Here is a 21,544-nt window from a genome sequence, read left to right as displayed (position 1 = left end):
ATTGTTTAAAGTTCAATCATAAGCAATAACCCTTTTTAGGTTGAACGATAATCGATGTATTTGACATCTCTGAATCCAACTTGGGTTGACCATACTCTTTCTTCCATTGATCCCTATCCTGGATCTTCCCAGAATGAGTATTTCCTGATCTCGTTTTCGGCTTCTCGCTCGGTACATGAATCTTCTCGGCAGGTTAGTGTTTTAGAACGGAAGACCGTGCTCAACCCATCCTCTCAAGACCCAGAAAATCCAGGTGAGGTCGAGCAATCTTATGTGGAATTAGCGGTTGATATTTTACGAGTTCAACGCCCTGAATCGATTCAATCTTTGAAGGATTTTTTAACGGTTTTACCCAATCCTCGTTCTATTGAAGATGTTTTAATCCGGGCCATTTATCAACTGGCAGAAATTGATGATCAAGCTTGCCGTTGGATTTTGCGTCACTCTAACTATTTAATGCCGGAGTTAGATGTGAAAAATTACGCCCTGCAATGGGTTTGTTTCAGGCTCCAAGCCCAGGGTTTTGTACTCAATCAAGATTTCCAGTTTACAGCCCCTCAACATCTTCAACTCACCGAATATGCTCAATTAACTTTATGTCAAAATCTCTCTAGGGGTGATTCCTTAATTCTCACAGAAATTTTCAATTTTCAGGATTGCTAATGTTTTTTTGTCCCTGAATCTCCGTTTAATTTCTGATTTTTTAATTTCTTTATAGGAATTGTTTTAATATTCTATCCTTCATTTTCTGTTCCCTGTTCCCTGTTCCCTGTTCCCTGTTCCCTGTTCCCTGTTCCCTGGATATTTAGATATTGAGGATGTCTATTTTATGTCAAATGCGATTTGTCCCTGTTGTTCCTCCACGCTCCTGCGCCATATTCGCCCCGCAGGAATTTATTGGTACTGTAGTCATTGTCATCAAGAGATGCCGAATTTATCTCAAAGCTTTCGAGTTAAAGCTAAAGCAAAAAGCTCACTCTCTTTAGTCGAAAAACCCTCAAATTTTTTACCCGATTACATTGACTTAATCAATCAAAAGGCTTGGCTCAGGGTTGCGAATTCTGCCTGATTCTATTGTTATTTACCCAATAAACCTCATGAAACTAATTGATCAACGGCTAAAATTGAATGAGTCAGATTTAAACTCACTTTGGGTATTAGGGACAAAATTTTTTCAGTCCTTTATGATTCTGCTCGGTTTAGTTCAGACTACAGTGAAAGCCAAAATCGAGTTATTTCTCGCTGATCATTTAAGAGCCAAGAACTTTTCTACCTTTTTGGGAAGTCATTATCTAAAACAAGCTTTAAAACGATCTTATAAAGAATTATCCGACTTTAAATTTGCCTTAGATCAATCTTCAATTGTTGCGATTACAGATGCTCGTGGCTGTATTACTTATGCTAATGATAAATTTTGTGAAATTTCTAAATATTCCAGAGAAGAGTTAATCGGAAAAAATCACAGATTCGTTAATTCCGGTTATCATTCTAAACAGTTCTTTAAAACCCTGTGGTCAACGATTCAATCGGGCAAAATTTGGCGAGGCGAGATTCGCAATCAAGCAAAAGATGGAACTTATTATTGGGTAGATACAACCATTATTCCGTTTTTAGACGATAACGGAAAACCCTATCAATATATTGCCATTCGTAATGATATTACCGAGCGCAAGAAGGCAGAATATCAACTGTTATATGATGTTTTTCATGATCGATTAACCGGATTAGGCAATCGCAGCTTATTGATTAATGAAATTGAGAAATCTATTGAGCAAGTTCAAAAATATCCAGAAGAGTTATTTGCGGTACTTTTTTTAGACTTAGATCGCTTTAAAGTTGTTAATGATAGTTTAGGACGAATTGTAGGCGATCAATTACTCATGGCATTTTCTCATTTATTGCAATCTTTAGTCTGTTATCCGAATATTGTGGCTCGTTTAGGAGGAGATGAATTTGCAATTTTACTCAAATCGATTCAATCTCCCCTAGAAGCTATTGATCTAGCTAAACATATTAATCACATCTTAACGAACCCCTTTGAAATTGGGGGATCTCAAGTTTTTAAAACCACAAGTATTGGGATTGTTTTAGGAACAAACCATTATTATCAAGCGGAAAATGTTCTCAGAGATGCCGATATTGCCATGCACCAAGCCAAAGAAAAAGGCAAGGGATGTTTAGAAATATTTGATAAAGAAATTCATGATAAAGCATTATTCAAAATGCAGCTAGAAATCGAACTACGTCAAGCTTTAATGAAACAAGAATTTGTGGTTTATTACCAACCTATTATTAATTTAAAAACCGGAAAAATTACTGGATTTGAAGCCTTAGTTCGTTGGCAACATCCCCAGCGTGGGATGATTTCTCCGGCTGAATTTATTCCCTTAGCAGAAGAAACCGGATTAATTGTTCCGATTGGAAATTGGGTCTTACAACAAGCTTGCGAACAATTGCAAAAGTGGCAAATTTTAAGAGACGGGGAAAATTCTATCTATCCTCTAACTTTAAATGTTAATTTCTCAGCCCAGCAATTTCATTTATCCAATGTCATCGAGATTGTCGAAACTATTATGAATCAAAGTAATATTTGCCTGTGGGATCTCAAAATAGAATTAACCGAAAGTGTTTTGATGGATAATCAGACCACTCTTGAAGGAATTGCTCAACTTAAATCCTATCACATTGGCTTGAGTATTGATGATTTTGGGACGGGTTATTCTTCCCTCAGCTATTTGCATCGTTTTCCCTTAGATACCTTAAAAATTGATCGTTCCTTTATTCAAAATATTGGGGAACGGGGTCGGGAAACTGAGATTGTTTTAGCAATTATTAGTTTGGCTCATAATTTGGGGATGGATGTTGTCGCTGAAGGCGTTGAAACCGAGGAACAATTGAATCAACTGCGACTGTTTAATTGTGAATATGGCCAGGGTTATTTATTCTCTAAACCCCTCAGTTCAGAAGCCACGGAAGCTTTGTTACGTTCTAATCCTCAATGGTAGAATCAATTTATCATCATTAATAACAGGATGCAGAAATGATTCTAACCACCACTAGCACATTACAGGGTAAAGAAATTATTGAATATTATGGTGTCGTGAGTGGAGAAGCCATTTTAGGGGCTAATATTATCCGCGACTTTTTTGCCGGAATTCGAGATATTGTAGGCGGACGTGCAGCCGCTTATGAACAATCTCTGCGAGAAGCAAAAGATCTGGCAATGCTAGAAATGATTGAAGAAGCCAAAGCACTAGGAGCCAATGGAATTATTGGGATTGATCTTGATTATGAAACCGTGAGTGAGGGAATGTTAATGGTGGCCGCGAGTGGTACGGCTGTTAAATGGATTTAAGAGAAAATCTCTGTCTAAAGTTTAATGTCGAGACTGCTAAACTTTGCTACAATTTTAGCATTATTGGAATTCATTTCCAAACATAAAAAATTATTGAATGCCAATCTGGAGAAAAAATGGCTGATAACAGACTTCGTAACTTTTTAATTGGCGCAGGAATTGCCACTGCGGGCGCTATTGGGACTAAAGTAGCCGTCGATTATTTCAAAAATCGAGGTAAAGAGGAGGTTGTAGATGAAAGTCAAGGGGACGCGATCGCAGCTTCTCCAGAACAAGTGAGTTATGCTGTAGTTCAACCGAGTTCTGTGCAGAGCTTTTTAGATGCGAGTTTTGGGGAACCCGGTCGTTATGTTCCCATTCGAGAACCTAAAGTTTTTGATTATCAAGGCCAACAATATATGGTGATTTGGGCCAAAGATAATAAAAACAACAAAAGTCAAATGATGGCTTTCCAATACACTGACGCTGGCCGGAAAATGATTGCTAGTGTTGGATATACGGCTGCAAAAACCGATTATAATCTTTCAACTTTAAGTAGTACCCCCTTTGCAGTAGAAGTTAATGGTCAAAAATTAACCTCTGGTCAAGGAGAAACAGGTGGCAGTAACGATGTCGATTTTGTTCTAGCTTAACCCCGTAGAGACGTGCCACGGCGCGTCTCTCTACTTTTCTAATTCTGATTTAAAATTATTACAATGGATAAATTAGCTAAATATCGCCAAATTATTCAGGAACTATTATCAGAATATGCAGCCGGGAATCCCTTGGGTGGGGAAATTGAATCGCAGACCGTTTTTGATCAGCAAACAGACCGATATTTGTTGGTTGATTTGGGTTGGAATGGGCAACGGAGAATTTATACCTGTTTGATTCATTTAGAAATTCGGGGGGAAAAAATCTGGATTCAGCGCAATCAAACTGACTGTTCTTTAACGGATGAATTCTTGGCTAGGGGTGTATTAAAAGAGGATATTGTCTTAGGACTCCAGCCCCCTGAGTTACGAAAATATACGGGTTTGGGTGTGATTTAAAGATTTCTCAAAATGGGATAAAATAGCAACATTTTTTAGATCCATAGTCTCTAAACGAGGGTAAGATTTTCGGAGTTGTTGATATGCGATCGCTGCGGTTTCATTAAAGGGGAGAATTGGAATTGATTAACCTACTCCACAGAATTACGCCACTCTTTCCCTAATTCAACGTTTCGACTTCAAAGCGGTTCAGGTTGAGAATCCGTCCGACTTCAGCAGTGGTTAGCTTTTGAGCGTTGTAGGATTCGACCACTAAGGTTTCTAGGATGCGTTGGGAGAAGTTTTCTAGGTTGGGTTGGAGTTGTTGAATGTATTCATCGGGGATTTCAATGGTGATTTGCATTTTGGAGTTGGGGGATGAAGGTTTATGGCTCTAGTGTAGCGAGGGCAAGTCTAAGAGGCAAGAAACCGGGTTTCTAGCAGCATCTCGATCGCTTCTACCAAGACTTAACAAAGAAACCGGGTTTCTGAGGTTTGGGCATGGGGTAAAATAGAGGGGCTATCCTAAAACTAATGTGATTCTGGATGTATTAACGGACGATCCCCATTGGTTTGATTGGTCATCAGCGCAACTGGCTGATTATGCCCAAACCGGAACACTGCATATCAACCCTATTATTTATGCAGAAGTATCCATTGGGTTTAAAGATGTAACGGAAGTCGAATCGGTATTATCTTATAGCTTTTTTCAGAGAGACGCATTACCTTATGAGGCGGCATTTTTAGCGGGTCAAGCCTTTTTACAATATCGTCGCCGGGGTGGTGTGAGGCGATCGCCTTTACCAGATTTCTATATTGGCGCTCATGCCAAGGTGTGCGGGTACACCCTGCTAACTCGTGATGCCACCCGTTACCAAACCTATTTTCCTGAACTTATCCTCATCAGTCCTACTGAACTGGACTCGAACCCGCAGGACATTTTAACCCTTCTCCCGGTGTTGGAGTTGAGGACAAAGCCGGAGGTTCGGTGGAGGGTTGATCGGTTTTACAAATATTAGCCAAAGCCATCACACCCCCTTCAGTTTTGTTAACCGTCACAACTCCAGCATAACTCGGTAGTCCCTCTTGTTTCGCCGCCGCCGTCATCACCACAGTTTGAGCATATTGACCTTCTGTGTTAATGCTGTAGCGATATTCTCCGGTGTCTAAATTGGCATTTAAAGATAACCCTTGAATGGAATTGGCAAACTGACCATTGGCTTCATAATAAGCTTGTTGTCCAGTGGTCATAGCTTGCATGACAAATTCTGCCTTATCGCTTTCATTAAGTTGGGGTAAGGATAAATTCAGAGAGCAACTCGTTAAGAAAACAGGAGCAACGAGGAGAACTCCCGAAACCCAATTTCTCAAAGACTTATCCATATAACTCTCTATTAACCTGTGATCAGGTGTCTAATGTTTGTTATCCCTCTCTACAGGAGATAACCAGAAAATTCCTGATCGTAAAATCTGGATTCTAAGAATCAGAAAAGACACGGGGGTTTAACCGCAATGTCACTTACCTCTCAGGTCTAAAGACGCGCTCGTTTCCCCCATCCCGCTTATTTTTTTTGATCAGAGACTACAGTTTCCTCGACTCCAGCCCCATTCTTCCACACCAACAGAAATTTGCGAACCGGGTTGAACATTGCCACCAGAGAGATCCACTAAAGTCACTGTTACGGCTGCCATTAAGGAACCTTTGTAGATGGGTTGGCCTTTGTCATTGCTAGAGATGAATTCGAGAGTTGAGACTTGGGGCGGTTGTCCAGAGCGTTCCCAACGAATTTGGGTAAAACGTCCGTCGAGAAACTGGGCTGAGTAAGTCCACCCATTATTCATTCGTCCAGTACAAGAGAAGCTTTGAGCCGCGCTCAGGGGGGAGAATAGGGTCTGTACGAAGACTAAACCCACGGTTGCTAATCCCGTTAAACCTGCGATCTCACGGTTCCCTAACTTCGAGTTCCAATCCATTTTCATCTTAATTTCCCCGATTAATCTGACGAGAATGCTTGAAATTGTAACTCTAAACGCCGTACCTGTGTTGTTCCTAGCCCAACTGGAAAGATTTTTTGAAAATCAATAAAACAGCCCAAAACTGGACTATTTTATTTTAACGGTAATGTTTGCACCGTCAAAACTTGAGGCGCAGACGCATCTGGAGGATACAAAAAATCAACTTTAACAGGTCTGGTTTCTTTGGGTTTTAAGGTTAATTTCACTAACGGTTCTCCGGGTTGACCTCGTTTTTGGACTAAATGAACATAGCGAGTTTGGGATTTTCCTTGATCATCTTTATAACTAAATCTAACTGTTCCTCGGAAAAATACTTGAGGTGCAGGAGGGTCAAAAAACCTTAAGCCGGGTTGGGATAATTTTTCTTCTTTGATGGGAGTTTGTAACGTTAAAATAACCGTTTGGAGTTGATTGGTAGAATTATGTAAGGGTAAATTCAAGTTATATTCTATACCATAATTTCCATGAGCTTGATAAGCAGTATCGGGATATCGAACGACTAAAGGAGCACTTTGAATTTGATGGGTTCCTAACTGTCCTCTGGGTAATGTTGCTATGGGATAAGAAAATGCTTCTCCAGGTTTAGGAATGGTTAAAATCGAACGATTTGCGTCAACAATATTCCCATTCCAACGGGAACCTAATGCAACTCCGGCGACTCTTCCATAAATGATTTGTTGAGGATTTGTATTCGGAGGGGTGGGAGTGCGATCGCGTGGTGTGACTAAATTTCCTAACTTTAATAATTGTTCCCATTCTGTTAATGTGGGTGGAATTTCGGTTCTATTGTGTTGCACCGTTGCATATTTCGCTAAACTGGCAATATAAACCTCACCATTACTTTCTAAACGCATTAAGGTAGACCGACCATTTAAAGGTGGTTCTAAATTTTTAACCGGAATTGGTGCATTTAATAATAGACGACTGCTTTGAGGCGGAATAATAATTTTTTCAACAAATTCACGTTGTCGTTTTCCCCTTAAAATATCATTCATCACTCGACTTCCTGGCCCTGCATAAATATTACCATTAATATTATCTAAAACAGAATCTAGGGCAATAAATGGAGCATCGGGTTGACTTAAATAACTCGCGGCTTGTAAAATATGAATTGTGACGGGTTTTTGACCGGGATTATAAGCTATTATTCCTAAATAAAGCGTTCTTAAATCGTTTTCTTGGGGAGGTTTAGCGACGTGGTGGGCAAAAATATCAAATTTGCCGTTAAAGGGAAAATTTAAGTGGGCTTCTGGTTGTTTTTTATCGGTTTTGGGAAAGGTTGAAAGTAAAATTCCTTCGTTTAAAATGAGTTCAGGACTGTTACTATTAAAAACAGGGATTTGATCTAATTGTCCGGGTAACGGTCGCACCTCTTGGAGTTGTACAATTTCCCTCGCAGGAGGGGCGGCTTGGGCTAATAAAGTTAAACTGAGAAATAAAGGTAAAATCATCCTTGTGATTAAAATAGACAAAACAATATCCTACCTTTCTCGGAAGAAATGCAGGATACTGATTAAAATACCAGATCAGGTTATAATCTGATGTGATATTCAAAGATTATTTTGTTAAACTCCTCGGGTGGGATTCGAACCTACGACCAATCGGTTAACAGCCGACCGCTCTACCACTGAGCTACCGAGGAACGTTGTGTCTCTCTTTTAGCCACAGTTAATTATAGTAGCGCCAAACCCTAGAATTTTGCAAGCCTTTTTGAAAAAATTTTTTTGAAGTTTGATTTTAAACGCTGAAAAGCCTTGATTAAAGCTATTTTAAGCCCATTCTCAATTGAGCAAGGCGGGTTTGAGCCTCTGCGTCCAAGGAACTGGCCAAGAAACGACTAGAAGATTGCTTCCGGGGGTGATGACGACGCTGGCGACGGCGGGTTGTAGCTTCCACCACTTCGGCTAATTGTTCGGCGGAGAGCCATTCAGCCCCATACCCCGTGACCGTCAACTGTTGAGCGCGGTCTGAAGTGGCAACAATTAATCGACGTCGGGACAACCGCAATTGACGTCCCAAAGAAGCACAGAGTTTTTCAATATAAGTATCTGCGGTTTGCCCAAAACCGGTATAATGAATCGACACATTGCGAGTAATAGTTTCGCTAAAACTGGGAGTATTTTGATAATGAGCATCAAACACAATGCGAGCATCTAACCCTTCAAAGGCGCTATAGTCCACTAACGTCTCAATCAAATGCCTACGGGCTTCTTCCATCCCGTCACCATCCCGTTTCTGTCGCAATAGCGGCCATATTCCAATAATGTTATAGCCGTCTACAAATAAGACAGCTTTAGCAAGAGAGCTACTCATGGTTCAGTTGTTAAATAAGCTTGCAAGGGTTGGACGATTAATAAAAATACGCCCAAGGTTAATTTTTTCTTTACATATTATCACAGAACGATACAGTTGATGGTTGACCGTTAACTGTATAGTATTCCCGGTGAAGCGGATTACTCATTTCTGAAAAGTACATTTCAGGATACGATAGGATTATGGCTACTATCGATATCCAGGGAGTTAAACACACTTACGAATTGACGTCGCCCACCTCATCGGGTGACGTACTGGTTTTTATTCACGGTTGGTTATTGAGTCGTCATTATTGGCAACCCGTCATCGACCTGTTAGCTTCCCAATATCAATGTCTATCCTACGATTTACGAGGATTTGGAGATTCTCAACTGTTGGCGGGAAACCCCTCCCGACTTGCTATTTATACCCCCATTTCCTACGCTGAAGATTTAGCCATTTTGTTGGACACCCTAAACCTCAACAATGCTTGGTTAGTAGGTCATTCTCTAGGGGGAACTATTGCCCTTTTAGGAGCGGATAAACTTCCAGAACAAGTCAAAGGCGTTATCTGTGTGAATGCGGGTGGCGGAATTTACTTAAAAGAAGAATTTGAGAAATTTCGGTCTGTTGGCGAACAAATCGTTAAATTTCGCCCCCGATGGTTATGTTATTTACCTTTATTGGATTTAATCTTTACCCGTGCTCAAGTCGCCTGTCCCCTCAAACAACGGTGGGGACGACAACGGTTAATCGATTTTGTCATTGCCCATCCTGAAGCGGCATTAGGAGCATTATTAGATTCTACCACCGAAGCCGAAGTTCATCGTTTACCGCAGGTGGTGTCTCGACTACAACAACCCGTTTATTTTATAGCGGGACTGCAAGATGTAATTATGGAGCCCCAATATGTTCGCCATTTAGCTAGTTTTCATTGGTTATTTCGTCAAGGGGATAACAATGTGATTGAGATCCCCAATTGTGGACATTTAGCTATGGTGGAACAAACCCATACCGTTGTTGATCATATCAAAAGGATTGTGAATCAGTATTAAATTAAACGGTTCCCGGTTTCCTCCTATACATGACGTCCCATAATCACTAAATCTCGTTCAATACCGTCTAAATTGGCAACTTTGGGCAAATACCCCCATTGTTTAAACTCAAAACTTTCAAATAATTTTAAACTGGGTTGATTGTGAGCAAAAATTAACGCCACTAAAGCTTTTAATCCTAACTTAGGACTGTGATTTAGAGCTTGGGTTAATAGTCTTTTACCAATTCCTTGACCTTGATACTCAGGATGAATATAAATGCTGAGTTCTGCGGTACTTTCATAGGCGGGACGACCATAGAACACCTGAAAACTTAACCAGCCGACAATTTGCTCATCTAACTCGATAACCCACACCGGACGAGTTTGGGCTTTGTGTTCGTGATACCAAGAAATTCGGCTTTCTACCGATATCGGTTCTAAATCAGCCGTTGCTGTCCGTCCCGGAACCGCCGCGTTATAAATATCTACAATTGTTACTAAGTCCGTCTCTACTGCATCCCGAATCTGCATACCCATCCTAACCAATGTTTGCCCATCACCTTAAAAAATCTAATATAGTTGAGTCAGAATCAAGTTCTCAAGATGGGTTTGGTACAAAAAATATGTCCATTTCTTGCTAATGATTGATCCGAATCTTCAATCTTAATCCGTCTCACCTGTGAATTAGTTGTGATCTTGATTGTTTTAGCCTAAAGACTCATCCCAGAAGGGGAGCAAATTAAGTTAAACTCAGCAAAGGCAGGACGAATTCAATCCCCCTACCCCCCTTAAGCGCTCTATTCTTGATCCTAATCTATGGCAACTCAACTTAGTGAATTAGAAACTCAACTGGAAGACTTACGCGGCGAGGGAATAACGGCGATCGCAGCTTGTCAAACCTTGGATGAATTAGAACAGTTACGAATTAACTATTTAGGCAAAAAAGGCAAAGTTTCTGTAGTTTTAGGGGCTATGGGAAAACTTGACCCCAGTGAACGCCCTCGCATTGGCGCGTTAGCCAATGACGTTAAAAAAGCCTTAGAAACGGGTTTAGAGGACACACGCACCGCCTTACAACGTGCCCAACTTGAAGCCCAACTTCAGTCAGAAACCCTGGATGTGACCATGCCAGGAGTGTATCATTCCCCAGGTCGAATTCATCCCCTCAATGGCATTATTGATCGCGCTTTAGACATTTTTGTGGGGTTGGGGTATACCGTTGCTTCTGGCCCGGAAATGGAAACGGACTATTATAATTTTGAAGCCTTAAATACCCCCCCGGATCACCCCGCACGGGATATGCAGGATACGTTTTATTTACCCGATGGTAATTTATTAAGAACCCATACGTCATCGGTACAAATTCGCTATATGGAACAACATCAACCCCCCATTCGCATTGTGGCGCCGGGTCGGGTTTATCGTCGGGATACGGTTGATGCGACCCATGCGGCGGTGTTCCATCAAATTGAACTCTTAGCCATTGAAGAAGGCTTACGGTTTACGGATTTAAAAGGAACCATTAAAGAGTTTCTGCGACAAATGTTTGGGGATTTACCCGTGCGTTTTCGGGCGAGTTATTTCCCCTTTACTGAACCCTCGGCGGAAGTGGATTTACAATGGCAAGGTAAATGGCTGGAAGTGTTAGGATGTGGCATGGTTGATCCTAATGTGTTAAAAGCGGCGGGATATGACCCCGAAAAATACACGGGATTTGCGGCGGGTTTTGGTGTCGAACGGTTTGCGATGGTTCTTCATCAAATTGATGATATTCGACGGGTTTATGCCAGCGATTTACGCTTTTTACGTCAGTTCTAATTTAAAAAATGTGTGGGATTTAATGAGGAGTGAAATTGATGAATAATTTTCGATTAAGGAGTCAGTCCTTTCGAGTTTTGGCATTCGTTGTATTAGCCGTAATGGGAAGTCAATTACCCACCTTAGCTAATATTCAAACTAAAGCCCAGACCCCGAATTCTGACACCCAAATGGCTCAAAGTCGTTCCAGTTTGTGCCGTCGCATTGGGGAACCTCAAGGGTTAGCGGTTCATGCGCGACCCACTCCCAATTCCCCCGTAGTGGGTGGAGTCGGGTTTAAAACAGAAGTTACCTTAGCCAATAATTCTACAGGCACTCGTGGCCCTGATGGTCGCACTTGGATTGAAATTACTGCCCCTGTAAAGGGTTATATTTCTAATGGTTTTCCTGATGCAACGGGTAATTTATTAGACTGTGAAAATCAATCGGAAAATCCTAAGCCAACACCTGTGAGTCTGTGTCGTCAAATTGATTTATATGCCGCACCGAAAGGGGTTGTTGTACGGGAAAAACCTTCTCGATTTTCTGAACGGGTTGGGGGTGTTGCTTCAGGAGCACGGGTAAGATTAGTTGAGAATTATAAATTAATTCCTGATACCAATGGGGAAAAACGAGATTGGGTAGAAATTAGTGAACCTTTGGAGGGATATATCTCGGCTAATACGTTAATTATGTGTCGAAGATAGGGACTATAGAAACCAGGAAGAGTTATTTTTGAGATCATCTGTAAGGGCGAGAGTACCCAAAGGGTGTTAACTTAAGCCGAAAACCTGTGATTAAACCAGAGATTAGATCCCCCTAAATCCCCCCTTCGGCAGGCTCAGGGCATAGCCTTAAAAAGGGGGACTTTGAATCCGGTTCCCCCCCCTAGGGCTGTTTCATTTTCCAGGAAAAACTGCATGACCTCTCCCCATAACCCCTTCTCCTTGCAGGAGAGGGGGGACTAATTATTACTATTAAACATCAAAAATTATTAATTATATGAAATCCTTAAATATTTGCTACACATCTCCCCCCTTTTTAAGGGGGGTTGGGGGGGATCATCTGTAGCGTTTATAAGGGGATGGAATATTAAGTTGACACAGATAGAGGTGACCTCGCCCCTACACCGGAAATTCATTTGTTCTCAAGAAGTTGGAAAAAATAACCTAATAAATACAATGATCCACAGAGAACAGGTAAGGTATTTTCCTCGGTGATAGCCGCTTCTAAGGCAGGAATTAAATCGGGATAAACTTGACAATAGTTTAAATCAGGACATAAGGTTTTAGCAAGAGTAGCTAACTGTTCTGGCTCTGCATAAGGGTGATCGGGAATAGGGACTAAATATAATCGATCACCGGGTCTTAATAGGGCTTTAAAAATATTAGTATGATCTTTCGTGGATAACATTCCCATTACCCAAGTGACTGAGGAAATCGGTAAATTGTCTACATATTGACGTAAAGCTTCTGCGGCGCCTGGATTATGCGCTCCATCAATCAGTAAACGATGATTTTTCCAGATCATCCATTGTAACCGTCCTGGCCATTGAGCTTTTTCTATCCCTTTAGCAATCACCTCCTCTGAAATATTCCATCCCTGCTGACAAAGGATTTGTGCTGTTGCAATTGCGATCGCAGAATTCATTAACTGTATCTCGCCGAATAGGGGTAAAGGGTATTCTAAACCCTGATAACGGGCAATAGGGATTGTAGAGACGCGCCATGGCGCGTCTCTACGACTATTTTGATCCCCAACCCAAACGGCAGATTTAACCCAAGTCACCGGACAGTTCAATTCACTCCCACGCTGTTGAATCACCTTTTCCGCTTCCGGTGGTAAAACACCGACGACAACCGGACATCCAGGTTTAAGAATTCCCGCCTTTTCAAAGGCGATTTCTGCAAGGGTTGAACCCAAATATTCTTGATGATCTAAACTAATGGAAGTAATCACACTGACCAAAGGATGATCACAAACATTTGTGGCATCTAAACGTCCCCCTAATCCTACTTCAATGACAGCAATATCTACCTTTTTTTGGGCAAAATATAGCCAAGCTGCCAGTGTCACAACTTCAAACAGAGTTGGAGGAGGTTCATCGGGTGAAATTGCGTGTTCGACTTGTTGTAAAACTTGTAAAAAATCGAGTTTTGAAATCGGTTGTTCATTAATACATAAGCGTTCTGTCCAATCTATTAAATGAGGAGAAATGTAGCGCCCGACATGATAACCAGCCTGTGTCAAAATAGAAGATAAGTAAGAACAGACAGAACCCTTGCCATTTGTGCCTGCGATATGGATGATAGGAACATCAACGTGCGGATTTCCTAAGCGTTCCAGGAGTTGTTGAATGCGTTCTAAACCCAAATGAATGCCAAACTGTTGATATCGTTGTAGAAATGTTTCCATATTCACCCTATTGAATTACAACTTTTACTGTCCTTTAAGAATACTGTTGAACAGGCTACTATTAAACACTATGCAATGATATTCTATCTTTAAAATCAGTAGTAAAACCGGGAGATTAGCGTGAAATTGAGATTAATTCGATCTGGTATCCACAAAATTTTATATGAAACTTCATTTTGGATAGGTGGATTGGTGGGAATTTTGATTGTCAGTGCCATCGAAGTTTCCAAAAATATGGGTTTCCGGGTTCCTATCCCCTTTTTAACGATGGGTTTTACCGTAATATTATGTGCGAATTTAGGAGGATTAAAAACCGGATTAGCCTGCACCAGCGTTATTTCTATTTATATTATTTATATCGCTTGGATAAAATGGGTTCCTAGTGTATTCACCCCAGAACCCATTCGGATTAGTTTAGTGATTTTATTGATTTTGATAACGGCTATTTTATTGGGAAGAACAACCGACAAAAAGAATTTATTAATTAAAACTTTAAAAACAACTCAAAATGAGCTAAAAAAACGAGTCTTAGAATTAGCAGAAACCAATGCTTTATTAGAACGGGAAAATCAAGAACGTCAACAAATGGAGGCAGTTTTACAAAGCTTAATCTTAGAGACTGCATCCGTAACCGGAGTTGAATTTTTTCCCGCCTTAGCCCAACATTTAGGGTTAACTTTAGGGTTTCGCTATGTTATTGTCACAGAAGTTATACAAGAAATACCTGGACGAGTGCGAACCTTGGCTTTTTGGGGCGGCGATCACTTTTTAGAAAATACAGAACTTGATCTGGATCAAACCTTGTGTAATGAGATTAATAAAACTCGATCCTTAACCTATTTTCCTGACCGGGTTCAAGAACTCTTTCCTCATCTTTCATTCTTAGTAGAATTGCAAGTTATCTCCTCCATTGGAGTTCCGATTATTAGTCATTCTGAACAAATTATTGGTTATTTATGTTTACTCCATGATCAACCGATCAAAAATGAAGATCGAACCCAATCTTTGATTCATATTTTTGCGGGACGAATTGTGGCGGAATTAGAACGAAAACAAGCAGAAGAAGCGCAACAAAAAGCAGAAGCTAAATATAGAAGTATCTTTGAAAATGCTATTGAAGGAATTTTTCAATCTACACCTGATGGTTATTATCTCAGTGCTAATCCAGCCTTAGCTCGCATCTATGGTTACGATTCTCCCGAAGATTTAATCCAGAATCTTAGGAATATCTCAGAGCAATTATATGTTAATCCTAAAGAACGACAAGAATTTACCCAAATCATGCTAGAACAGGGTCAAATTTCGGGATTTGAATATCAAGTTTATCGCCAAGATAGACAAGTGATTTGGATTTCGGAAAATAGTCGTTCTGTTTATGATAATCAAGGCAATATTTTATATTATGAAGGAACGGTAGAAGATATTACCCAACGCAAACTAGCTGAAGAAAAGCTACTTTATAATGCTTTTTATGATGAACTTACAAGCTTACCTAATCGAGCTTTGTTTATTGATCGGGTACAACAATCTTTAGCCCATTCTCAACGCCGTTCTGATAGTTTATTTGCTGTTTTATATGTAGATTTAGATCGGTTTAAAGTCATTAATGATAGTTTAGGACACGCCGTAGGAAATCAACTATTAATCGATTTAAGTCAACGATTGATCAATACAGTTCGAGAAGGAGATACTGTCGCCCGTTTAAATGGAGATGAATTTGCCGTTTTAGTAGAAGATATTCAAGAGATTGAAGACGCTACTCAAATTGCAGAACGCATTTCCCTAACTTTATCCCAACCTTTTCAACTCGAACAACAAGAAGTATTTACGAGTGCTAGTATTGGAATTACCTTTAATTTTCAAAGTAGCGGACATCTGTATGAATCCGCAGAAGAATTATTACAAGATGCTGACACAGCCATGCGTCATGCTAAATATTTAGGACAGGGATCTCCTCAACTTTTCGATCAAAAAATGCAGAAAAATTTCCGCAGTCGGTTACAGTTAGAAACAGATTTAAGACGGGCAATTGAACGGGATGAATTGTTATTAAATTATCAATTAATTGTATCATTGTTAACAGGAGAAATTGCCGGATTTGAAGCCTTAGTGCGTTGGAATCATCCAAAACGGGGTTTAGTTTCCCCTGTACAATTTATTCCTTTAGCTGAAGAAACCGGGTTAATTGTTCCTATAGGAGAATGGGTGTTAAGAACTGCTTGTAAACAAATGCGTCAATGGCAAATTGAAGAATTAGTGAATCAGAATGTGACCATGAGTGTGAATGTTGCGGGACGGCAATTTGCTCAACTTAAACTTGTTAATATGATTCATGATATTTTGCAAGAAACAGGTTTAGATGCTAAGCTTTTACGGTTAGAAATTACAGAAGGGGTGATTATGGAGCATTTTGAATCTGCTACCGCCCAATTACAACAATTGCGAGATTTAGGAATTCAATTGTCGATTGATGATTTCGGAACAGGATATTCTTCTTTAAGTCGGTTACAACAATTTCCCATTGATATTTTAAAAATTGATCGATCTTTTGTTAGTCCATTAGGAAGTAAAGCGGAAAATCGAGAAATTGTAGAAACGATTATTAATTTAGCGGTTAATTTAAAAATGAGTGTTGTTGCTGAAGGGGTAGAAACCTTGGAACAAATCTTAGAATTAAAACAATTAGGCTGCCATTATGGACAGGGATATTTCTTTTCTCGTCCCTTGGATAGTGAGGGAATTAGACAGTTAATTCTTAATCATCAATTTAAGTATTTATAGTCTTTTTTTACCAATTACCCTGCAAATACTTTTTATTGGTAGAAAGGTCAAAGGGGCCACCTTCTAAGCAACCCGCAAACTCTTGAGCAGCTTCATAGGCTGAAATCTTTTGTTGTTCTTCTTCTGGAGGTTGAATTTCTTGTTTTTGGGCTTTAAAATGCAAAAATTCAATAAAACTAATTACTTCCTCCTGTTGTTGAAGCGGTAAGGTTTTAATCATCTCGACAATAGCTTCTGCTTGAGTGATTGTTTGAGTCATCGTATTTTCCTATTGTTTTTAATAATATAAATTATAAATTAGAATTCTTTTACTAAGAAAGGTGCGTCAAACGCACCCTACAGATTGATAATTTTTAGGTATGGGGGCGGTGGGACTTGAACCCACACGACCGGGTAAGGGTCAACGGATTTTCATTCTCCCGCAGCTTTCGCTACTGCCCATTGGCGTTGAGAATTGGACTCTCTCTTTACCCTCGGCTTCACGTTAGGGTAGCTCCCGTCGAGTCTCTGCACCTTCCAAAGTTTTGATTTTAGATTGGGGAAATTCCCTCATTTCTAAATTCTTTGGCTTGGCTCAGGATTGCCTTGTCTGACGTATCAGATTTAGGTTTCCCTGAATTTGAGAGCTTACACTTGAGGAATTTCTCACCTCAAGGCTCAATTTACCTTAAGTCCGTAGCGTCTACCATTCCGCCACGCCCCCGTATTGGGTGATGTGTTTATTTGTTTTTTATAACCACATTTTTATATTTAAGCATTTTATTTTGATTTAGGCAAGTGTTTTTTTGATTTTTTTTTATAAAACCGCTCAATTCCTGTCTAGTCATGGGTTTTGGCTGACATCGCCACGCCTAAACCTCCCTCATTTCCCTAACTCAGGTTTAGATCTGGCCATTGCCAATGATGGCTTTGTGGTTAACGACGATTCACCCAAACCGTTGTTAATCCTAAACTATTGGCTGTAACAATATCATGAAAAATACTCTGGGCAACGTGCAAAGGTTTCGGACAACTTTAAAACGGCTTAAGTCTGAATCGTTTGATTAGCTTCCCGAATTAATGTTTCATCCATCCAAGCATTAATACTTTTTCCTGCTTTTTTGGCGGCTAAGAAAATTTTGCGATGGTTTTCTGGGGTAGTCCGAAAGGGCAGTTTTCCTGAAAAGGGTTTATCAGGTTCCTGCCCTAATTCTTGGCAAAATTCTAAATAATCATCAATAGAGTTCTTAAATTCTTGCCTAATTTCTTCAACCGTTTTTCCTTTAAAGGTAATCACATCGTTAATATCTAGCACTTGACCAAAAAGAATTCCAGCCTCTACATCAACTTCAATTTGAGCCGTATAACCTTTGTAATTGATCATAATTAATATCTGAGTTTGGAGGTAAATTAAGGATGATATTTTGAGATATTTTTGATAAATGGGGTTGAGTCTGATTACACTTTTTGATTTTTTACCAGTGGGATAAACTTCAAAAAATCTGTTATCTATTCTCGATTTTCAAGGTTTAACGCCTGCTTTTATTAGAAACTCTCTAACCGATTTGACCGCTCCTCTATCTGTTTCCTTCTGAGGATGGGGTTCATGAAAAATAGCTCTAACATTGTTGAGTAAAACCCGAATTCTTGAACCTCTACCTTGCATAATAGTTGCTCCTAACGCTTGGAATAAATTTTCAATATCTTGCCAATTAATCGTTGTCGGGATAGGATCAGTAAAAATTAATTCTAACGTTCGACGCTGTTTATTGTTAAGGCTCATAATTTGTTTTAATTAGCGTTATCATAGTTTATCCACTTACGATATCAATATATGATATCATCTTAACATAAGCCTAGTTGGTTTTGGCAAGGTGGCAATACTTCTAAAATTTTGATCGATTGGGACTCAGACAAATGATAAACTTATTCTTGAGTTTGTTGTTGAGTATAATTCAGATTTTTTTGATATTCTATGACCTTTTTTTGAGCAATTTCATAATTAGGGTCAGATGAAGGAGTTGATTTCATCATATCAATAGCACTTTGCCACTCATTGACAACTAAATTCCACTCTTCTTTAGATTTTGCAGATTGAGCTAAAGTGGCTGCACGGGTAGCTTTATTAACAGCTTCTCGAAAATAATTAACTGGAATTGATGATTTTTCAGGTGAAGGAGAAGCTATAATAGGACTAGACTCTTGTGGAGAATGTAAAGTGTTAGAATAATTTTTCGGTAAAAATAAAATAGAATAAATGCTTAATATTAAGGCAATAAACCCGATTAAACAAGAACCTATCGCTAAATTTTGGTTCAACTGAACATTATTTTTAAATGTAGCTAAAAAAACGTTAGTTTCCTCTAACCTTTTTTCTAAATTTTCTAACTGAGTTTTGTTGTGTTCAATTTCAGATTCAGTCTGATTTCCAGTTTCGCTAATTTTAGTCAAAATATCTTGATCCTTTTTAATTAAAACATTAAAATTTTCATTCCAATATTTCTTATATTCTTGATAATCATTCGATAGAGACTTAATCTGTTGTTGAATCTGATCTAAGTTAATAGAGTTTTTGAATAATTGGTCTTGATACTTTATTGATAATTGATCCAATTCTTGCTTAATTTTAGCTAAATCATCAATAACTTTAGCTGCTTCTTGAAAGCGTTTTTGTAGTTTAGCTAGTTCATTTTCAACTGAATTCATGGTTTAATTTCCTTATGATTTTAAAAGATGATTCAGGTTTTCAACCCCTGGTTTAAGAGAAATACAAGCTTCACAGATTTGAGTCATTGTCTGAATTTCTTGAATTAATTCATCATCTAAATTAACGAAGTTGTTTGTTGTATTATTTTCTAAAACTTCTATTGTATTCAATTGATAGATTTGTTTTAACTCAGGCAACAAACTGTGCAAAATAGAATCTAATTTATCATTATAAAACTTAGGAAACTTAGAAGCAACATCTCGAACATCAGAATATTTTAATGATTTTGGCTTTTCCCATAATTCTTGGTAAATCAATCGACTTTCAGTAAAAACCAAACCCATTTTTCCTGAACCGAACATACTTTGATCAACGAATGCTAACACTCTTTCCCCAGGTTTAAGATTAGCATATTTATAAAGTGCGTTTGCTAGTTTATCGAGAGGAATATTAGGAGCTAAAAAATATTCATCGCTGGGTTCTGAGAAATAATAGTTAAAAACGTTTAAGAGATCATGAGTTTGATGTTCTAATAATGTATAAAGCCTAGCTTCTATTTGTTTAAGTAATTGTTTCGGATTATTTTTTTGATTTTTCAGTAATTTATAAATTCCCAACCCTGCAACCCCAGCAATTAAAGCGACCCCTCCTGTCATAACGCCCACACCACCCAAAGCCGACATAATCGCACTATAAGCCGCCGCCCCAGATAAGTTGCTAATGGCTGTTCCTGTACCCGCGACACCAAAAGCCCCCACCGCAGCCCAAGCCGTTGCAAGAGTCGCCGCGCTGGTTAATGTTCCTGCAACCGCAGCGATACCTAAATTCACTCGATCTTGTGTGTCCATTTGAGAAACAGATACAATTGAAACTAAAGCGGCTGCTCCAATTAATGCCGCCCCTCCTGTGACAACGGCTAACCCGCCTAACATTCCTAAACCTCCTGCGGCAACAGAACCTCCTCCTAAAGCCGCGAGTGTTGCGTTGGTTGCGGCTCCACCTGCTAAACCTCCAATTGCAACTTTGGTTCCAGCTTGTACTCCTAAATTCCCCAAAACTGCATGAGCGTTTGGAACAACTTGAGCCGCTGTTCTAACAGACTTAGTAACTGTTTTTACCTTATCTATAATATCTTCTGGGTTTTCCTGATTCTTTTGCTCAAACACTCCATCTGAGGCTAACTTATAAATAATTTTGCATTCTTCTGGAATATCTGAGCCTAGAACTAATTTCTCTAATTTAAGTAATTGCTGAAGGTCAGTAATTTTTTGATTATCTCGAACTTGAATATAAACTGATAAATATTTTTCTTGGTCGTCTTCCAATAAAAAATTTCGTTCAATTAAATCAATAATAAATAATTCGGTTGTTAGTGCTTTGGATTTTATACTAGCAGTTAAATATCTCTGTTTAACCTCTATGGGAAGATTAGAATTAGTAAGAATTGAATCCAGATCGTTAAGATAATTTAGCTCACTAATAGCTTCACCTGCTCTAACAGATTGATAAATTCCTCTTAAAGCTTGTTTTTGATCGTCAGAAATATGAGCAGATTCTAAGGCTTTTTCTAAACATTGTTCTATCCAGAGTAAGCGATAGTTTTCGCTGGCTAATTGATATTTTTGAAAAAATTCAGAATCTAAATTTTTTTGATTGCTGGTAACGATAAAATCTAATAAATCAATAGCTGCTATATCATCATTTAACTGCTCCGATGTTATGCTTTCATAAGCTTGTATACATCTAATTTTGCTATCCTGCTTAATCTCGTAATCTCTAACTAAATTGTTGATAATTTTGGGATAATGATTATTTTTATCGTATAAAGTATGAAGAATTAACAGAACATCATTTTGAGCTAAACCCGTTTTTTTTAATCTAAGTTTATATCCTTCTTGAAGTTGCTCAGGAATGATAACATTATAGGATTTTCCTGAACGCAGAGTTACTTTTCGGTTTCCACCCTGACTGGCAATCGGGTTAGAAATAAAAATGTGATAAATTTCTTCTAACATAAATGGCTTTAATATTCCCTCAAAAAAACATAATAACTTGAGGTAGATCAATTGTCATCAGTAAATTTACGGAAAAATAAATCCCGTTATTCCTAAAGTTATACTGGGGAGAGTAACAGATAAATAAAATAGACATTAGAC

The 21,544-nt window shown here is 39.0% G+C and carries 23 protein-coding genes and 1 tRNA gene; 11 read left to right on the top strand and 13 right to left on the bottom strand.

All coding sequences use genetic code 11. The annotated features are described in order from the left end of the window. Positions 1 to 54 precede the first annotated feature (54 nt). The 6 genes from H6G57_RS12795 (at position 55) to H6G57_RS12770 (ending at position 4,386) form a co-directional block, all read left to right on the top strand. The gene (locus H6G57_RS12795; RefSeq protein WP_199314257.1) at positions 55 to 663 is read left to right on the top strand and encodes a hypothetical protein; all 609 of its coding nucleotides are present in this window, start codon (positions 55 to 57) and stop codon (positions 661 to 663) included. 166 nt (positions 664 to 829) lie between these two features. Further along, positions 830 to 1,069, top strand: coding sequence for a hypothetical protein (locus tag H6G57_RS12790; protein ID WP_190519277.1), 240 nt, complete (start codon positions 830 to 832; stop codon positions 1,067 to 1,069). Between the two features lie 28 nt (positions 1,070 to 1,097). Next, complete coding sequence (locus tag H6G57_RS12785; protein WP_190519101.1) at positions 1,098 to 3,005, top strand: bifunctional diguanylate cyclase/phosphodiesterase; 1,908 nt, start codon at positions 1,098 to 1,100, stop codon at positions 3,003 to 3,005. A gap of 35 nt (positions 3,006 to 3,040) precedes the next feature. Continuing rightward, positions 3,041 to 3,355 (top strand): YbjQ family protein, encoded by a 315-nt coding sequence (locus H6G57_RS12780; RefSeq protein WP_072718154.1) that lies wholly within the window; start codon positions 3,041 to 3,043, stop codon positions 3,353 to 3,355. 116 nt (positions 3,356 to 3,471) lie between these two features. Beyond that, a complete protein-coding gene (locus tag H6G57_RS12775) occupies positions 3,472 to 3,987 on the top strand; it encodes a hypothetical protein (protein WP_190519099.1) in 516 nt (171 codons plus the stop codon). Between the two features lie 63 nt (positions 3,988 to 4,050). Continuing rightward, a complete protein-coding gene (locus H6G57_RS12770) occupies positions 4,051 to 4,386 on the top strand; it encodes a XisI protein (RefSeq protein WP_190519097.1) in 336 nt (111 codons plus the stop codon). A 160-nt stretch (positions 4,387 to 4,546) separates the two neighbouring features. Here H6G57_RS12770 and H6G57_RS12765 read toward each other — a convergent pair whose 3' ends face one another. Continuing rightward, positions 4,547 to 4,729 carry a UPF0175 family protein gene (locus H6G57_RS12765; protein ID WP_190519096.1) on the bottom strand — a complete coding sequence of 61 codons (183 nt, stop codon included), beginning with the start codon at positions 4,727 to 4,729 and terminating at the stop codon, positions 4,547 to 4,549. Positions 4,730 to 4,901: 172 nt separating this feature from the next. On the opposite strand from H6G57_RS12765, the gene H6G57_RS12760 reads away from it, so the two are divergent. Continuing rightward, positions 4,902 to 5,384: a type II toxin-antitoxin system VapC family toxin gene (locus tag H6G57_RS12760; protein WP_190519095.1), complete on the top strand. Its 483-nt coding sequence runs from the start codon at positions 4,902 to 4,904 to the stop codon at positions 5,382 to 5,384. Here H6G57_RS12760 and H6G57_RS12755 read toward each other — a convergent pair. The 5 genes from H6G57_RS12755 to H6G57_RS12735 form a co-directional block, all read right to left on the bottom strand. Continuing rightward, the gene (locus H6G57_RS12755; protein ID WP_190519094.1) at positions 5,275 to 5,748 is read right to left on the bottom strand and encodes a type IV pilin-like G/H family protein; all 474 of its coding nucleotides are present in this window, start codon (positions 5,746 to 5,748) and stop codon (positions 5,275 to 5,277) included. The genes H6G57_RS12760 and H6G57_RS12755 overlap by 110 nt on opposite strands. A 192-nt stretch (positions 5,749 to 5,940) precedes the next feature. Then, the gene (locus H6G57_RS12750; RefSeq protein WP_199314255.1) at positions 5,941 to 6,345 is read right to left on the bottom strand and encodes a hypothetical protein; all 405 of its coding nucleotides are present in this window, start codon (positions 6,343 to 6,345) and stop codon (positions 5,941 to 5,943) included. Positions 6,346 to 6,473: 128 nt separating this feature from the next. Beyond that, on the bottom strand, positions 6,474 to 7,832 hold the full coding sequence (locus H6G57_RS12745) for a DUF3370 domain-containing protein (RefSeq protein WP_190519093.1): 1,359 nt from the start codon (positions 7,830 to 7,832) through the stop codon (positions 6,474 to 6,476). 119 nt (positions 7,833 to 7,951) lie between these two features. Further along, positions 7,952 to 8,023, bottom strand: a tRNA-Asn gene (locus H6G57_RS12740). 122 nt (positions 8,024 to 8,145) lie between these two features. Beyond that, positions 8,146 to 8,694 (bottom strand): NYN domain-containing protein, encoded by a 549-nt coding sequence (locus H6G57_RS12735; RefSeq protein ID WP_190519091.1) that lies wholly within the window; start codon positions 8,692 to 8,694, stop codon positions 8,146 to 8,148. Positions 8,695 to 8,876: 182 nt separating this feature from the next. Here H6G57_RS12735 and H6G57_RS12730 point away from each other — a divergent pair, with 182 nt between their 5' ends. Next, on the top strand, positions 8,877 to 9,728 hold the full coding sequence (locus H6G57_RS12730) for an alpha/beta fold hydrolase (protein WP_190519090.1): 852 nt from the start codon (positions 8,877 to 8,879) through the stop codon (positions 9,726 to 9,728). A gap of 23 nt (positions 9,729 to 9,751) precedes the next feature. Here the strand turns inward: H6G57_RS12730 and H6G57_RS12725 are convergent, their stop codons facing one another. Continuing rightward, entirely contained in the window at positions 9,752 to 10,240 is a 489-nt protein-coding gene (locus H6G57_RS12725) for a GNAT family N-acetyltransferase (RefSeq protein ID WP_190519088.1), read from the bottom strand. Positions 10,241 to 10,525: 285 nt separating this feature from the next. Between H6G57_RS12725 and pheS the strand changes: the two genes are divergently transcribed. After that, the gene (gene pheS, locus H6G57_RS12720; protein WP_190519086.1) at positions 10,526 to 11,527 is read left to right on the top strand and encodes a phenylalanine--tRNA ligase subunit alpha; all 1,002 of its coding nucleotides are present in this window, start codon (positions 10,526 to 10,528) and stop codon (positions 11,525 to 11,527) included. 38 nt (positions 11,528 to 11,565) lie between these two features. Next, positions 11,566 to 12,213 (top strand): SH3 domain-containing protein, encoded by a 648-nt coding sequence (locus H6G57_RS12715; protein WP_242048964.1) that lies wholly within the window; start codon positions 11,566 to 11,568, stop codon positions 12,211 to 12,213. Positions 12,214 to 12,643: 430 nt separating this feature from the next. On the opposite strand, the gene H6G57_RS12710 is transcribed toward H6G57_RS12715, so the two are convergent. After that, entirely contained in the window at positions 12,644 to 13,927 is a 1,284-nt protein-coding gene (locus tag H6G57_RS12710; protein ID WP_190519084.1) for a Mur ligase family protein, read from the bottom strand. Positions 13,928 to 14,041: 114 nt separating this feature from the next. Here H6G57_RS12710 and H6G57_RS12705 point away from each other — a divergent pair, with 114 nt between their 5' ends. Further along, complete coding sequence (locus tag H6G57_RS12705; protein ID WP_190519082.1) at positions 14,042 to 16,702, top strand: bifunctional diguanylate cyclase/phosphodiesterase; 2,661 nt, start codon at positions 14,042 to 14,044, stop codon at positions 16,700 to 16,702. 7 nt (positions 16,703 to 16,709) lie between these two features. Here the strand turns inward: H6G57_RS12705 and H6G57_RS12700 are convergent, their stop codons facing one another. From H6G57_RS12700 to H6G57_RS12680, 5 genes are all read right to left on the bottom strand, one after another. Continuing rightward, positions 16,710 to 16,961, bottom strand: a complete 252-nt coding sequence (locus tag H6G57_RS12700) for a DUF2281 domain-containing protein (RefSeq protein ID WP_190519080.1) — start codon at positions 16,959 to 16,961, stop codon at positions 16,710 to 16,712. Between the two features lie 765 nt (positions 16,962 to 17,726). Then, a complete protein-coding gene (locus H6G57_RS12695; RefSeq protein WP_190519078.1) occupies positions 17,727 to 18,065 on the bottom strand; it encodes a type II toxin-antitoxin system HicB family antitoxin in 339 nt (112 codons plus the stop codon). A 138-nt stretch (positions 18,066 to 18,203) separates the two neighbouring features. Further along, the gene (locus tag H6G57_RS12690; RefSeq protein WP_190519076.1) at positions 18,204 to 18,464 is read right to left on the bottom strand and encodes a type II toxin-antitoxin system HicA family toxin; all 261 of its coding nucleotides are present in this window, start codon (positions 18,462 to 18,464) and stop codon (positions 18,204 to 18,206) included. Between the two features lie 143 nt (positions 18,465 to 18,607). Further along, positions 18,608 to 19,387: a hypothetical protein gene (locus H6G57_RS12685; protein WP_190519074.1), complete on the bottom strand. Its 780-nt coding sequence runs from the start codon at positions 19,385 to 19,387 to the stop codon at positions 18,608 to 18,610. Between the two features lie 12 nt (positions 19,388 to 19,399). Then, positions 19,400 to 21,403, bottom strand: coding sequence for a hypothetical protein (locus tag H6G57_RS12680; protein WP_190519275.1), 2,004 nt, complete (start codon positions 21,401 to 21,403; stop codon positions 19,400 to 19,402). Positions 21,404 to 21,544 lie beyond the last annotated feature (141 nt).

Origin of the sequence: Planktothrix sp. FACHB-1365 (assembly GCF_014697575.1) — a bacterium.
GTDB lineage: Bacteria > Cyanobacteriota > Cyanobacteriia > Cyanobacteriales > Microcoleaceae > Planktothrix.
The sequence above is the reverse complement of the archived record's forward strand: the minus strand, read 5'-3'. Positions and strand labels throughout refer to the sequence as shown.